The organism is Streptomyces sp. NPDC002499 (assembly GCF_053595415.1).
On the sequence record NZ_JBSFXO010000013.1, the window covers coordinates 1 to 15,211 of the forward strand.

The 15,211-nt window shown below is 70.8% G+C and carries 8 protein-coding genes; 1 reads left to right on the forward strand and 7 read right to left on the reverse strand.

All coding sequences use genetic code 11. From position 1 onward, the window contains the following. Nucleotides 1–124 precede the first annotated feature (124 nt). Complete coding sequence (locus ACWD5F_RS33400; RefSeq protein WP_451260127.1) at nucleotides 125–2,224, reverse strand: alpha-1,4-glucan--maltose-1-phosphate maltosyltransferase; 2,100 nt, start codon at nucleotides 2,222–2,224, stop codon at nucleotides 125–127. 285 nt (nucleotides 2,225–2,509) lie between these two features. Next, on the reverse strand, nucleotides 2,510–3,724 hold the full coding sequence (locus ACWD5F_RS33405) for a S8 family peptidase (RefSeq protein ID WP_451260128.1): 1,215 nt from the start codon (nucleotides 3,722–3,724) through the stop codon (nucleotides 2,510–2,512). Between the two features lie 332 nt (nucleotides 3,725–4,056). Between ACWD5F_RS33405 and ACWD5F_RS33410 the strand changes: the two genes are divergently transcribed. Next, nucleotides 4,057–6,675 carry a glycosyltransferase family 1 protein gene (locus tag ACWD5F_RS33410; RefSeq protein WP_451260129.1) on the forward strand — a complete coding sequence of 873 codons (2,619 nt, stop codon included), beginning with the start codon at nucleotides 4,057–4,059 and terminating at the stop codon, nucleotides 6,673–6,675. 43 nt (nucleotides 6,676–6,718) lie between these two features. Here ACWD5F_RS33410 and ACWD5F_RS33415 read toward each other — a convergent pair whose 3' ends face one another. The 5 genes from ACWD5F_RS33415 to ACWD5F_RS33435 form a co-directional block, all read right to left on the reverse strand. Then, nucleotides 6,719–7,237, reverse strand: coding sequence for a DUF1990 domain-containing protein (locus ACWD5F_RS33415; protein WP_451260130.1), 519 nt, complete (start codon nucleotides 7,235–7,237; stop codon nucleotides 6,719–6,721). A 72-nt stretch (nucleotides 7,238–7,309) separates the two neighbouring features. Next, nucleotides 7,310–8,974, reverse strand: coding sequence for a M4 family metallopeptidase (locus ACWD5F_RS33420; RefSeq protein ID WP_451260131.1), 1,665 nt, complete (start codon nucleotides 8,972–8,974; stop codon nucleotides 7,310–7,312). Between the two features lie 307 nt (nucleotides 8,975–9,281). Beyond that, nucleotides 9,282–11,333, reverse strand: a complete 2,052-nt coding sequence (locus tag ACWD5F_RS33425; protein WP_451260132.1) for a M4 family metallopeptidase — start codon at nucleotides 11,331–11,333, stop codon at nucleotides 9,282–9,284. A 329-nt stretch (nucleotides 11,334–11,662) separates the two neighbouring features. Beyond that, nucleotides 11,663–13,423 carry an ABC transporter ATP-binding protein gene (locus ACWD5F_RS33430; RefSeq protein WP_451260133.1) on the reverse strand — a complete coding sequence of 587 codons (1,761 nt, stop codon included), beginning with the start codon at nucleotides 13,421–13,423 and terminating at the stop codon, nucleotides 11,663–11,665. Next, nucleotides 13,420–15,204, reverse strand: coding sequence for an ABC transporter ATP-binding protein (locus tag ACWD5F_RS33435; RefSeq protein ID WP_451260134.1), 1,785 nt, complete (start codon nucleotides 15,202–15,204; stop codon nucleotides 13,420–13,422). The genes ACWD5F_RS33430 and ACWD5F_RS33435 overlap by 4 nt, the downstream gene beginning before the upstream one ends. Between the last annotated feature and the right edge of the window lie 7 nt (nucleotides 15,205–15,211).

Sequence of the window (15,211 nt, forward strand, 5' to 3'; positions counted from 1 at the left end):
TCGCCGTTGCTGTCCTGGAAGGAGCGCACCAGGACCTCGTAGAAGACCGCGCGCTTGAACCAATCCGGGTCCCGGTCCTTGGCGGGCGTGTCCTCGAAGGTGTCCTGAACGGGCTCGTTGACGATCATATTGTGGGTGACCCTCCGATCTGCGGGGTGGACGGTCGCAGGACGGTGAAGACGTGCGCGGGCCGACGGCCCGGTTCGAGGCGCACATAGTTGGTCCTGCCCCAGTGATAGGTCTCGCCGGTGAGTTCGTCACGCACCGGCGCCGACTCGTGCCAATCCAGGCCGAGTTGCGGCATGTCCAACGAGACCGTGGCCTCCTGGGTGTGGTGGGGGTCGAGGTTGACGACCACCAGAACCGTGTTCGAGCCGCTCCGTTTCGAATACGCGATCACCGCGTCCTGATCCACGTGATGGAAGTGCAGATCGCGCAGCTGCTGAAGAGCCGGGCTCGCGCGGCGGATCGTGTTGAGTCGTGTGATCAGAGGGGCGAGGGTGCGTCCCTCGCGGGCCGCGGCTTTCCAGTCGCGGGGCTTGAGCTGGTACTTCTCCGAGTCGAGGTATTCCTCACTGCCCGCCCGCAACGGCACCCGCTCACACAGCTCGTACCCGCTGTACACCCCCCACGCCGGCGCCAGCGTCGCGGCCAGCACCGCCCGCAATTCGAACGCCGGACGCCCGCCCTCTTGCAGGAACTCGTGCAGGATGTCCGGGGTGTTGACGAAGAAATTCGGCCGCATGTAGGCCGCCGTCTCCGTGGACAGCTCGGTCAGATACTCCGTCAGCTCCGCCTTCGTGTTGCGCCACGTGAAGTACGTGTACGACTGCTGGAAACCGGTCTGCGCGAGCGTGCGCATCATCGCCGGCCGGGTGAACGCCTCCGCCAGGAAGATCACATCCGGGTCCGAGGCGTTGATCTCCCCGATCACCCGCTCCCAGAACATCACCGGCTTGGTGTGCGGATTGTCCACCCGGAAGATCCGCACCCCATGACCCATCCACAACCGCAGCACGCGCAGGGTCTCCGCGACCAGGCCGTCGAGGTCGGCGTCGAAGGCGATCGGGTAGATGTCCTGGTACTTCTTGGGCGGGTTCTCCGCGTACGCGATCGTCCCGTCCGGCCGGTGGTGGAACCACTCGGGGTGTTTCTGCACCCAGGGGTGGTCGGGGGAGCACTGGAGGGCGAAGTCCAGGGCGATCTCCAGGCCCAGGCGGTTCGCTTCCTGCACGAACCAGGCGAAGTCCTCGATCGTGCCCAACTGCGGGTTGACGGCGTCGTGCCCGCCCTCCGGCGAGCCGATCGCCCACGGCACCCCCACGTCCTCCGGACCGGCGGAGAGGGTGTTGTTGCGGCCCTTGCGGAACGTCGTCCCGATCGGATGGATCGGCGGGAGGTAGAGCACGTCGAAGCCCATCGCCGCGATCGCCGGCAGCCGCCGGGCCGCCGTGCGGAAGGTGCCGTGGGGCTGCTCGGGCGTGCCCTCCGAGCGCGGGAAGAACTCGTACCAGGCGCCGTACAGGGCCCGCTCCCGCTCCACCAGCAACGGCAGCGGGTCGGAGGCGGTGACGAACTCCCGCAGCGGATGCCCGGCCAGGACCGCGTCCACCTCCGGCGTCAACCCCGCCGCCAACCGGGAGGCCGCCGGGCGGTTCTCGTCGCGCAGGGCGGTGACGGCGGCCAGGAGCACCTTGCGCCCGTCGGCGGGGACGTCGGGGTCGGCGGCGGCCCGCTCGTACAGCCGCGCGCCCTCCTCCAGGACCAGTTCCGTGTCCATGCCGGCCGGGATCTTGATGCGGGCGTGGTGCCGCCAGGTCGTGACGGGGTCGCTCCACGCCTCCACGGTGTAGGTCCAGTGGCCCGGCGCGTCGGGGGTGACGGTGGCGCCCCAGCGGTCGGTGCCCGGGGCGAGTTCGCGCATCGGCGTCCACGGGCCCGGGCGGCCGTCGGGGTCGGTGAGGACGGCATTGGCGGCCACGGCGTCGTGGCCCTCGCGGAACACGGTCGCCGAGACCTGGAACGACTCGCCGGTCACGGCCTTGGCGGGGCGGCGTCCGTGCTGGATCACGGGGCCGACGTCGAGGACGGGGATACGCCCGATACCGGTCGCGGCGCCCGCGGAGGGTGGCTCCGGGGTCGGCGGGACGGTGTCGGTGGGGGGTACAGGGGCTGGGGCGGTGCTGGGCGTCGGGGGTGCTGACGAGTGGTGCGTGGCGGGCATGACCGCTCCTGTCCGCGTCAACGTGGGTGGGCGGATGGCTGTGGGGAGGTGGGTCCTGCGTGGTGTTCCGGTGGAACGCGCTGGGATGTACCGCTGGTGTACCGCTGAGAGGTATCGGGCGAGCGTGCTGGGGGTGTACCTGGGGGAGCCTTCCCACCCTAAGCGAGTGAGCAATCCGGCACTTTGTTAACTACTCAGCCGTATGTCTACACACAAGACCGGCCCCGTTCGAGGGGAACGGGGCCGATATCGGGACTCTGCCAGGACCAGCAGGGGACTTTGCCACTACGAGGGCGGCACCTGGAGAAGTTCGTCCGGTGATCCGGGACCCCGTCCGGAGACCTTTCCGGCCACCGCAAGTTTGACCAGGGCTTTGGACACCTGGGCCGGAGACGCCCTGCGATGGGCGGCCAGATAGAGCGCGGCGGCGCCCGCGGCATGGGGGGTCGCCATCGACGTACCGGAGAAGGTGGCCCGGCCGGTGTCGCTCGCGATGGACGCCGACGTGATCGAGACGCCCGGGGCGAACAGGTCCACGGCGGACCCGTAGTTGGAGAAGCCCGCCCGTGCGTCCGCCCGGTCGGTGGCGCCGACGGTGACGGCCTCCTTCACGTCGGCGGGGGAGTAGCCGGAGGCCGGCTGCCCGCCGTTGCCGGCGGCGACGGTGTACGTGACACCGGAGGCGATGGAGGTGCGTACGGCCGCGTCCAGCTGGGCGTTGCGGTAGCCGCCGAGGCTGAGGTTGGCGACCGCGGGCTTGCGGGCGTGCCGGGTGACCCAGTCGATGCCCGCGATGACCTGGGCGGTGGTGCCGGCGCCGGCGTTGTCGAGGACGCGTACGGCGACGACCTCGGCCTTCTTGGCCACGCCGTAGGTCGCGCCGGCGATGGTCCCGGCGACGTGGGTGCCGTGTCCGTTGCCGTCGTTCGCCGTGCGGTCGTCTCCGACGAAGTCCCAGCCGTAGCTCGCGCGCCCGCCGAAGTCCTTGTGCGTGACGCGGATGCCGGTGTCGATGACGTACACCGTGACGCCGTTGCCCCCGGCGGCGGGCGCGCTGTAGCCCCTGTCCAGCGGCAGGGCGGGCTGGTCGATCCGGTCCAGGCCCCAGGACGGCGGGTCGGACTGCGGGGCGCCCGGCGTGCGGTCGAGCGAGATCCGGGTGTCCTGGACGACCGAGGCGACCCCGGAGTCGGCCGCGAGCCGTCGCGCCTGTCTCTCGGTCGCCTTGATCGCGTAGCCGTTGAGGACCGTGCCGTAGGTGTGGCTTATTCTCGCCCCGTACTGCTCGGCGATGTCCTGGCCGGCGGCCGACGGGGCCTTCGTGTCCCCCCTGAGCGTCACCAGGTAGCTCCCGCTGACCGAACCGGCCTCCCCGGCGCCGAGTATCCGCCCCTGCGGAACGGCGTGCGCGGGCAGTGTGACGGCCGAGAGCGCGGCGGCACAGCTCACCGCGGTCAGGCCCCCCGCCCAGCGCAGACGCCATGTGCGCGTCCTTGCCATGATTCGAGTTCCCCTCCTCGATTCGGCGTGCGGCGAGCACGGAACGCCGGGCGCACCCGGCGGCCGGGCGGCACGCCACTTGGAGCCTCTCGTGCGGTGCGAAGGCCCACAAGGACGCCTATGGGGGCGGAATCGGCCATATCGGTTATGGGGTGAACAGGATGATGGCGGAAGGTTGCGCTCATTTTCGGTCGATGAGTGATCGACCTGGACCGGCACGCTTGATCCGGAAGGGTCCGCCACACGGACGCCGGGGTAACCATTACCGTCGTCAATGACGTCGAGACGCACACCGCCGTGCGTCCGCACAGCGATCTGCGCTGAGGTGGAATGTGAAGGCGATCCGTCGATTCACCGTCCGTCCCGTTCTCCCCGACCCCCTCCGGCCCCTGAGTGATCTGGCCCGCAATCTGCGCTGGTCCTGGCACGCCGAGACACGCGACCTGTTCCAGTCCGTCGACCCCGAGCGCTGGGCGGCCTCGGACGGTGATCCCGTACGGCTGCTCGGCAGTGTCTCCCCGACGCGGCTCGCGGAGCTGGCGGAGGACCATGGGTTCCTGCGCCGGCTGACCGAGGTCGCCGGTGACCTCGACGAGTACGTGACCGGTGAGCGCTGGTACCAGGCGCAGCCCGGTGGGCTGCCCGCCGCCATCGCCTACTTCTCGCCCGAGTTCGGGGTGACGGCCGCGCTGCCGCAGTACTCGGGCGGCCTCGGCATCCTGGCCGGCGACCATCTGAAGGCGGCCAGCGATCTCGGGGTGCCGTTGATCGGGGTCGGCCTGCTGTACCGGCACGGCTACTTCCGGCAGTCCCTGTCCCGGGACGGCTGGCAGCAGGAGACGTACCCGGTGCTCGACCCGAACGAACTGCCGGTGGCGCTGCTCAAGGAGGCCGACGGCACGCCCGCGCAGGTCTCCCTCGCGCTGCCCGGCGGCAACCGGCTGCGGGCCCGGATCTGGCTGGCCCAGGTCGGCCGGGTCCCGCTGCTGATGCTCGACTCGGACGTCGAGGAGAACGCCCTCGGCGAACGCGGCGTGACCGACGTGCTCTACGGCGGCGGCAGCGAGCACCGGCTGCTCCAGGAGATGCTGCTCGGCATAGGGGGTGTGCGGGCGGTACGGACCTACTGCCGGCTGACCGGTCACGCCGAGCCCGAGGTCTTCCACACCAACGAGGGGCACGCCGGGTTCCTCGGTCTGGAGCGGATCGCCGAACTCGGCGACCAGGGGCTGGACTTCGACGCCGCGCTGGAGGCGGTGCGGGCCGGGACCGTGTTCACCACGCACACCCCCGTGCCGGCCGGCATCGACCGCTTCGACCGTGAGCTCGTCGCCCGGCACTTCGGCCCCGACGCCGAACTCCCGCGCATCGACGTGGGCCGGATCCTGGGACTGGGCATGGAGACCTATCCCGGTGGCGAGCCCAATCTCTTCAACATGGCCGTGATGGGGCTGCGGCTCGGGCAGCGCGCCAACGGTGTGTCGCTGCTGCACGGGCAGGTCAGCCGGGAGATGTTCTCCGGGCTCTGGCCGGGGTTCGACCCCGAGGAGGTGCCGATCACCTCCGTGACCAACGGGGTGCACGCGCCGACCTGGGTCGCGCCGGAGGTGTTCCGGCTCGGTGCCCGGCAGATCGGCCCGCAGCGCACCCAGGACGCCATGACCGTCGGCGGCTCGGACCGCTGGGACGCGGTCGCCGACATCGGCGACCAGGACATCTGGGAGCTGCGTCGGGTGCTGCGCGAGCACCTGGTGGACGAGGTGCGCGAGCGGCTGCGCGCCTCCTGGCGCCAACGCGGGGCGGGGACCGCCGAGTTGGGGTGGATCGACGGGGTCCTGGACCCGGACGTCCTCACCATCGGGTTCGCGCGGCGCGTCCCCTCGTACAAGCGGCTGACGCTGATGCTGCGGGACCGGGACCGGCTGATGGACCTGCTGCTGCATCCCGAGCGGCCGATCCAGATCGTGGTGGCGGGCAAGGCGCATCCGGCGGACGACGGCGGGAAGCGGCTGGTGCAGGAGCTGGTGCGGTTCGCGGACGATCCGCGGGTGCGGCACCGGATCGTGTTCCTGCCCGACTACGGCATGGCGATGGCGCAGAAGCTCTACCCCGGCTGCGACATCTGGCTCAACAACCCGCTGCGCCCGCTGGAGGCCTGCGGCACCTCCGGCATGAAGGCCGCGCTCAACGGCTGCCTCAACCTCTCGGTCCTGGACGGCTGGTGGGACGAGTGGTTCCAGCCCGACTTCGGCTGGGCGATCCCGACGGCGGACGGCGCGGGGACCGACCCCGACCACCGGGACGACATCGAGGCCGCCGCGCTCTACGACCTGCTGGAGCAGCGGGTGACACCGCGTTTCTACGAGCGTGGGGAGCACGGCCTGCCCGACCGCTGGATCGAGATGGTCCGGCAGACCCTGACCCTGCTCGGCCCGAAGGTGCTGGCGGGGCGCATGGTCCGGGAGTACGTCGAACGCCTCTACACCCCGGCCGCCGACGCCCACCGCGCGATGGATCCGGCCTCGGCCCGTGAACTCGCCGCATGGAAGGCCCGGGTGCGGGCCGGCTGGCACGCGGTCACCGTCGACCACGTGGAGACGTCCGCCGCCACACCCACGGCGGAGTTGGGCACCACCCTCGGACTGCGCGTCCGTGTCGGCCTAGGCGACCTCGGCCCCGAGGACGTCGACGTCCAGGCCGTCTCCGGGCGCGTCGACCCCGAGGACCGCATCACCGACGCGGCGACGGTCCCCCTGAAACCGGCGGGCGGACCGGACGCGGAGGGCAAGTGGGTCTACGAAGGCCCCCTCGCCCTGGACCGCACCGGGCCCTACGGCTACACCGTCCGCATCCTGCCGACCCACCGACTCCTGGCCTCCGGCGCGGAGTTGGGCCTGGTCGCGGTGCCTTCGGAGGAAGCGGTGGAGGGGGCGGGGGTGCTGCTCAGGTAGCGGCCCGCGTCCCACGGTGAGCGGCGGTCCTGGCGGCCGTCGCTCACGCCGCGTCGAACGGCGCGCACAGCTGCTGGAGCACCTTCCCGCAGCGCCGCGCGTACGCGTTCTGCAGGCCGCGCGCCGCCGGGCCGCCCGCCCGGGCGTACCACTTGGCGCCCCGGCTGAAGGCGGAGACGGTGAGCCAGACCGTGCCGTCACCGGTGCGGTCGACCAGGAAGAGTTCTTCGCCGCACTCCGGATGGCCGGCCAGGGTGCCGTAGGCCCAGCCGGCGCGGCGGGGTTCGTCGACCGTGTAGACCACCCGGCACGGGGCCTTGATCATGCCGGCGAGGGTGACCGTGACCTCGACGTCGGGGGCCGCGCGCTCGGCGGTGGTGTCCATGCCCACGCCCATCGTGCGGTGCATCTCCCAGGTCAGGACCGCCTCGGAGGCCCGTTGGAAGACCTTCTCGCCCTCGCCGAGGCGAGTGCGGACATGCAGGGAGCGGAAGCCGGGAGGGCAGAAACCGACGCGCCGGGTGGCGCCGACGTCGTCGTACGTGAAGTCCGTCAGAGGCATGGGAACCAAGGGTAGGGCGGTACCCGGGAATGCCTTCGTCCCGGGTACCGCCCCGTGCCAACCCCCCTCGGGTCAGCTCACGTTGACCGCGGACCAGGCCGCCGCCACCGCGTTGTACTCGGTGCTGCCGGAGCCGTACAGCGCGGCCGCCGCGGAGAGCGTGCCGGTGCGGGCCGCCTTGTAGTTCGTCGTCGACGTGAAGTACGTCGTCAGCGCCTTGTACCAGATCTGCAGCGCCTTGGCGCGGCCGATGCCGGTGACCGTGGAGCCGTTCGACGTCGGCGAGTTGTAGCTGACACCGTTGATCGTCTTGGCGCCACTGCCCTCCGAGAGGAGGTAGAAGAAGTGGTTCGCGACGCCGGACGAGTAGTGGACGTCCTTGTTGCCGACGGTGGAGGACCAGGAGTCCGCCGAGCCGCCGTCCTTGCTCGGCTTGTCCATGTAGCGCAGCGGCGTGCCGTCGCCGTTGATGTTGATCTTCTCGCCGATGAGGTAGTCACCGACGTCGGAGGCGTTGCCGGCGTAGAACTCGACGCCCGTGCCGAAGATGTCGGAGGTCGCCTCGTTCAACCCGCCGGACTCACCGCTGTAGTTGAGGCCCGCGGTGTTGGCGGTGACGCCGTGGCTCATCTCGTGACCCGCCACGTCCAGCGAGGTCAGCGGGTGGGTGTTGCCCGAGCCGTCGCCGTAGGTCATGCAGAAGCAGCTGTCGTCCCAGAACGCGTTCACGTACGAACTGCCGTAGTGCACGCGGGAGTAGGCGCCGACGCCGTTGTTCTTGATGCCGCTGCGGCCGAAGGTGGACTTGTAGAAGTCCCACGTCTCCTGCGCACCGTAGGCGGCGTCCGCGGCGGCGGTCACGTCCGTGGTGGAGCTGGAGGCGGTGCCGGTGCCCCACGTGTTGGTGGTCTGCGAGAACAGGGTGCCGGTGCCGGACGTCCCGTGCTTCAGGTTGTACGTCTTGTGGTTGCCGCGCGAGGCGTCGGTCAGCGAGTACGTCGTGCCCGACAGCGTGGTGGTGAGGCTGACGGTGCCCGAGTACAGCGTCTTGCCGGTGCCGGTGGCGTTCTCGATGCCCTGGTACTCGAAGAGCTTCTTGCCGGTGGCCGCGTCGGTGATGACGTGCAGCTGGTTCGGGGTGCCGTCGTCCTGGAGGCCGCCGACGATCGTCTCGTAGGCGAGGACGGGGGTGCCGTCACCGGCCCAGATGACCTTTCTGGCACCGTCGGCCGCGGTCTTGTCCGAACCGGCGGCCTTGGCGGCGGTCAGCGCCTGCTTCTCGGCCTTGGCGGTGGTGATCTTCGGCGTGACCGAGGCCACCTTGATGGTCGCCTTGACCGCCTTGGTGACACCCTCGGCCTTGCCGGTCGGGGAGGTGTGCACCACGAGGTCGCCGCCGAGGACCGGCAGGCCCGCGTAGGTGCGCTCGTAGCGGGTGTGGACGGTGCCGTCGGCGTCCTTGACGACGTCCTTGGCGACCAGCTTCTCCTTGGTGCCGAGGCCTATCTGCTGCGCCGTCTCGGTGACGTCGGCCTGCGCCTTCTGCAGGAGCGAGGTGCGGGCGGCTGCCGTCAGCGAGGTGGGCGCGGCGGCGAGCTGTGCCGTGCCGGTGGCGTCCGCCGGGGTCTGGGCGGAGGCCGTGCCGGCGGCCAGACCGGTGCTGAGCAGCGCTCCGGCGGCGACGGCGGTGGCAATGGCGAGCGTGGTGCGCTTGTGACGCGCGTAGAGGGGGGTCACACAAGCTCCTTGTGGTGGGGGAGTCCGGCCGGCGTGGGGCGCCCGGCCGGGTTGCTGTGAAGTTGTGCGGCGGTTGTGAGGAAGAGTGACATCGGGGGCGCGTACATGTCAGGACCCCGAAGTGATGTTGGCTGAAAATCGACTGCCGGGTGAACATTGCTGGAATGTAAACGGACTTGACCTCGATAAAAGGCCAACCAGCGGTCGGTATAGGCGTGGCAAAAAGAAGGCGCCGCCCCGGTGGATCGAACCACCGGGGCGGCGCCCTGACGTCGGGCCCCCGCGGGGACCGGTCGGACCGTGCGGCCTACGGGAAGGTGAGGCTCCAGCTGTTGATGTAGCCGGTGTCCTGCGCCGCCACGTCCTGCGCCTTCAACTTCCAGACCCCGTTGGCGACTTCGGAGGACGCGTTGACCGTGTAGGTCGCCTGCACGTTGTCCGCCGAGTCGTTGGCGCTGGAGTTCTTCAGGCGGTACGTCGACCCGTCCGGGGCGACCAGGTCGAGCACCAGGTCACCGCGCCAGGTGTGCACGATGTCGACCGAAACCGAGAGGTTCGACGGGGCGTTGCCCGTCCGCCCGGACACGGTGATCGACGACGTGACGGCCGCCCCGTTGTCCGGAATCGACACGTCGGCCGTGTTCTCGAACGAGGTGCCGCCACCGCCGCCGCCACCGGAGCGCGCACCGACCGCGACGGCCGCCCACGCGTCCTGCACCGCCTTGTACTCGGTGCTCGTGGTGCCGTACAGCTCACCCGCCGCCGCGAGCGTCCCGGTGCGGGCCGCCGCGTAGTTGGTGGTGGACGTGAACTTCGTGGTCAGCGCCCGGTACCAGATCTGCAGCGCCTTGTCCCGGCCGATGCCGGTGACCGGAAGGCCGTCCGAGGTGGGCGAGTCGTAGCTGACGCCGTTGATGACCTTGGCGCCGCTGCCCTCGCTCAGCAGGTAGAAGAAGTGGTTGGCGGGGCCCGAGGAGTAGTGGACGTCGATCGAGCCGATCCCCGAGTACCAACTGTCCTTGGACGCGCCGTCCTTGCTCGGCTTGTCCTGGTAGCGCAGCGGGGTCCCGTTGCCGTTGATGTTGATCTTCTCGCCGATGAGGTAGTCACCGACGTCGGAGGCGTTGTTGGCGTAGAACTCCACGCCGGTGCCGAAGATGTCGGAGGTCGCCTCGTTCAGGCCGCCGGACTCGCCGCTGTAGACGAGGCCCGCGGTGTTGGAGGTGACACCGTGGCTCATCTCGTGGCCGGCCACGTCCAGCGAGGTCAGCGGACGGGCGTTGCCCGAGCCGTCGCCGTACGTCATGCAGAAGCAGCCGTCGTCCCAGAACGCGTTCACGTACGCGTTGCCGTAGTGGACGCGGGAGTACGCGCCGACGCCGTTGTTCTTGATGCCGCTGCGACCGAAGGTGTTCTTGTAGAAGTCCCAGGTCTCCGCGGCCCCGTAGTGCGCGTCGGCGCCCGCGGTCGCAGTGTTCGACGTGGTGCCGTTGCCCCAGGTGTCGGTGGTCTGGGAGAACAGCGTGCCGGTGCCGGACGTGCCCCGGTTGAGGTTGTACGTCTTGTGGCCGCCGCGCGCGCCGTCGGTCAGCGTGTAGTTCGACCCGGACTGGGTCGTGGTCAGCGTGACCGTGCCGCTGTACTGCGTGTTGCCGGTGCCGTTCTTGATGGCCTGGTACTCGAAGAGCTTCTTGCCGGTGGCCGCGTCGGTGATGACGTGCAGCTGGTTCGGCGTGCCGTCCTCCTGGAGACCGCCGACGACCGTCTCGTACGCCAGGACCGGGGTGCCGCTCGCCGCCCAGATCACCTTGCGCGGTGCCGCGTCGGCGCTCGCCTTGGTGCCGCCCAGCGCCTTGGCGCGGGTGACGGCCTGCTTCTCGGCGGCGGCTCTGGTGATGTCCGGGGTGACGTCGGAGACCTTGATGGTCGCGTTCGTCGCCTTGATGACGCGCTGGGTGGCGCCCGACTTGGCGGTGTCGACGACGAGGTCGCCGCCGAGCACCGGCAGGCCCGCGTAGGTGCGCTCGTAGCGGGTGTGCAGAGTGCCGTCGGCGTCCTTGACGACGTCACGCGGGACGAGGGTCTCCTTGGCGCCGAGACCGATGTCCTTGGCGGTCGCCGCACCGGCCGTGTCGGCCGCGCGTATCAACTCCGCGCGCTGGGCGGGGGTGAGCTTGACGGCCGCGTGGGCCTTGGACGCCGAGGGCGCCGGGGCCGGGGCGGCGGAGGCGGCGCCCGACTGGACGGCCGCGGCGAGCAGGGCGGTCACGCCGGCCAGAGCGACGGCGGCGACGCGACGGTGCGCCGTGGGGCGCTGTGCTGTGTGGGAGGTGCGTCTGCGAGAGGAACTGCTTCTCAACACTGACTCCTTCTGCGTGGCCGCGGGTCGCACGGCCAGGGGAGATCCGGACGATGGGTCGACCGTCCGGGCAGAACTGGGCCAAACGCGGAACCAGGTGCAGGCGGCCGCTCGACGAGACGGCACTGGTTCGTGCTGCCTGTGGGGTTGCTGTGGAGCGGCCGTGGGAAGCGTGCCAGGGGAGTGCGGTTTCTGTCAGGGGCGCGTCAGAAGGTTGGCCGGAAATCGTCCGTTGTTCGGTAGTTCATGTTCGTTATACGGAGCCGTTGTCCGGTCGGTCCGGGGAGCCGCTGTCCGCTGACCGGTGAGTCAGTGCCGGTCGGCCGCACCTACCCGCCGCCAGCGCCGATGTCACCGTGCCAGGTCCGCCACAGCGCCGCGTACGCCCCGTCCCCCGTCACCAGCTCGTCGTGCGTGCCGAGTTCGGTCAGCAGGCCGTCCTCCATCACCGCCACCCGGTCCGCGTCGTGCGCGGTGTGCAGCCGGTGCGCGATCGCGATGACCGTACGGCCTTCGAGTACGGCGGCCAGGGCGCGCTCGGTGTGCCGGGCCGTGGTCGGATCCAGCAACGCCGTCGCCTCGTCGAGGATCAGCGTGTGCGGGTCGGCCAGGACGACCCGGGCCAGGGCGAGTTGCTGCGCCTGCGAGCCGTCGGTACGGCAACCACCCTCGCCCAGCACCGTGTTCAGACCGTCGGGCAGCTCCCGCACCCAGTCGTCGGCGCCGACCGCCGCGAGGGCCGCCCACAACTCCTCGTCCGTGGCGGCCGGTTCGGCGATCAGCAGGTTGTCCCGGACCGTGCCCAGGAACACGTGGTGCTCCTGGGTGACCAGGACCACCTGGCGGCGCAGCTGCTCCGGGTCCAGGCCGACCACCGGCACCCCGCCCACCGTCACCGTGCCCTCCGTCGGCGCCTCGACGCCCGCGAGCAGCCGGCTCAGCGTGGTCTTCCCGGCACCGGACGGCCCGACCACCGCCAGCCGCTCGCCCGGCCGCACGGTCAGGTCGACCCCGCGCAGCACCTCGCCGCCGCGCTCGTAGGCGTACCGCACCCCCGTCACGTCGATACGGTCGCCGGACGGGGCCGGGGAGTCGGCCGGCACCGCCCGCGGAGCCTTCGCCAGGCCCTCCACGCGGGCGAACGAGGCGCCACCGCTCTGCAGTTGCTCGATCCGCATCAGGATCTCGTCGAGCGGGTTGCTCAGCCGTTGCAGATACAGGGCTGCCGTCACCACCGCGCCCAGGCTCAGCGTGCCCTGCCCGTGCAGCACCCCGCCGACCAGCAGGACCGTGACCACCGGGATCAGGTAGGAGACGTCCACCGACGGGAAGAACACCGAGCGCAGGAACAGCGTGTACATCCGGGTGCGCCGGGAGACCTCCAGCGCGTCCCGGCTCGCCGCGATCCGGCGCTTCTCCAGCCGCAGCGCCTCGACCGTGCGCGCCCCGGACGCCGTGGCCGCGAGGATCTCGGCGACGTCCGAGGTGGCCGCGCCCTCGGCGAGGTAACCGTCGCGGGCACGGCGCAGATACCAGCGCAGCGCGACCCACGTGCTGACCAGACCGAGCAGTCCGCACAGGCCGAGCAGCGGGTCGATCACGAACACCGCGCCGATCAGGAACAGCGCCTGCGCGCCGTTGATGAGCAGTTCGGGCCCGGCGTCGCGCAGTGTCGTGCCGACCGTCGCCACGTCCGCGGTGCCGCGCGCCGTCAGATCTCCGGTGCCGGCCCGATCCACGACCGCCGCGGGCAGGGCGAGCGCGCGGTCGACGAACTCCTCGCGGACGCGGGCGAGGACGCGTTCGCCGAAGCGGTGTCCCACGTAGCGTGCCCAGCGGGCCAGCAGGAGTTGGGCGACGGCGCAGAGCAGGATCCACACGGCCAGGCGGTCCACGGCGTGTACCCCGTCGCCGGCGCGGACGTCGTCGACGATGCGGCCGACCAGCCAGGGGCCGACGAGGCCGGCGGCTGCCGCGAGGGCGTTGAGGGCGAGGACGGCGGTGAAGGCTTTTGGGTCGCCGCGGACCAGGCGTCCGATGGCTCGGCGTACGTCTGCCGGTTCGGCGACGGGGAGTTGGCCTGTTGTCATCCGACGGTCTCCTGGGCGTCTGCGTCCCTTGCCACGAGGGCTCGGTAGCCGGGGTCCTCGGCCAGGAGGGTGTGGTGGGTTCCGGTGGCCGCGACCTTGCCGTCCACCAGGTAGTACACGGTGTCTGCGTGGTCCAGTACGAGGGGGGACGTGGTGGTGACCGCTGTCGTACGGCCTTGGCGGTCCCGCTTCAGGCGTTCTGCCACGCGTGCTTCTGTGTGGGCGTCCAGGGCCGATGTCGGTTCTACGGCGAGCAGGATCTCGGGGTTGGCCAGCAAGGCCCGTACGAGTCTGATGCGTTGGCGTTGGCCGCCGGAGAGGTTGGTGGCCTGGGCGTTGATGTGGGAGTCGAGGCCGTCGGGGAGGGCGTGGAGGATGTCGTCGGCTACCGCTGTGTGGATGGCCTGCATGATGTGCGCAGCAGGGGGTGCCTGGTCTTGTTGTTCGGCGGGTGCGGGTTTGATGTGGCTGGTCGCGCAGTTCCCCGCGCCCCTAAGGGGCATAGAGGCACCGCCGATCAGGTCGTGCAGGGCGCCTGTGAACAGGGTGGAGTCGTGGTCCGCGACCAGGATGTGCTGTCTGATCTGGGGGAGGGCGATCTGGTCCAGGGGGATGTCTCCCCAGGTTGCTCTCGATGGGGCGTAGCGGCCCAGGCGGTCGATCACTTCCGTCGCGTCGGACGGGCGGGCGCCTGCCAAGGCCGTGAAGTGGCCCGGGCGGATGCGGACGCCGGACTCCGGGTCGTGCAGGGTCGACGGTTCCGCGGGGGCGTCTCGGGTGCCGGTGTCTTCCATGGGGTCCAGGCGCAGGAAGCGGACCACTCGGCGGGCCGAGACCAGGCCGCGGCTGATCTGGTAGCCGCACTCCACCCAGAACCCCACCGGCGCCACCAGCACGGCCACATAGCCGTACACCGACACCAACTCGCCGATGCTGATGTCCCCTTGGGCGGCGAGGCGGGCCGCCAGCCAGGTCACCACGGCGAGGAAAAGGGTCGGCATGCCGACGCCGAGCGCCTGGACCCAGCTGGTCACCGCGCCGACGCGGTAGCCCTGGCGGCGCAGGTGCTGGGAGTCGGTGCGGAAGGCGTCCGCGAACAAGCCTTTGCCGCCCAGGCCGTTGAGGACGCGCAGGCCGCCGGCGAGGTCGGCGATACGGGCCGTCAGGATGCCCTGCCGGTCCCGGTACTCGGTCTCCGCGCCCTGGAGGCGGGCGAGCAACGGGCCGACGATCAGGACGATCAGCGGCATGCCGAGCAGGACGACCGCGGCGATCAACTCCGAGACGGACAGCAGGAATCCGGCGACCGCCAGATAGGCGACGACCGCACCGACCCCCGGTCCGACCGCCGTCAGCGACGTGCTGATCGTCTGGACGTCACCCACGCCGATCGTGACGACCTCCCCGGCCCCCACCCGGCGGGGCAGCGCGGCGCCTAGGCGGACCGCCTGGTCGACGACCACCTTCACCGTGCGGAAGTTGGCGTCCATCCGCACCCGCGTCATCGTGCGGTGCCGCATGAGACCCAGCCAGGCGTTGAACGCCCCGACCCCGAGGAGGGCCCCCGTCCAGCCCACCAGGGCCGGATGGTCGCCGGGCACCAGTCCCTCGTCGATGGCCCGGGACAGCAGATACGGCGTGGCCGCGAGCAGCACCATCCACGTGCTGCTCAGCACCGCCCCGGCGAGCGACATGCCGGGCTGGCAGCGCACCAGCCACCACAGGAAGTGGCCACCGCCCCTGCGGTCGGGTTCGCCCGGATCCTCGTACGCGTCGATCATCCGTCCC

Bases quoted from the DNA above. Each gene is read 5' to 3' on its own strand.
- ACWD5F_RS33415 (WP_451260130.1), bottom strand. From the start codon at position 7,237: ATGCCTCTGACGGACTTCACGTACGACGACGTCGGCGCCACCCGGCGC.
- ACWD5F_RS33405 (WP_451260128.1), bottom strand. From the start codon at position 3,724: ATGGCAAGGACGCGCACATGGCGTCTGCGCTGGGCGGGGGGCCTGACC.
- ACWD5F_RS33430 (WP_451260133.1), bottom strand. From the start codon at position 13,423: ATGACAACAGGCCAACTCCCCGTCGCCGAACCGGCAGACGTACGCCGA.
- ACWD5F_RS33400 (WP_451260127.1), bottom strand. From the start codon at position 2,224: ATGCCCGCCACGCACCACTCGTCAGCACCCCCGACGCCCAGCACCGCC.
- ACWD5F_RS33435 (WP_451260134.1), bottom strand. From the start codon at position 15,204: ATGATCGACGCGTACGAGGATCCGGGCGAACCCGACCGCAGGGGCGGT.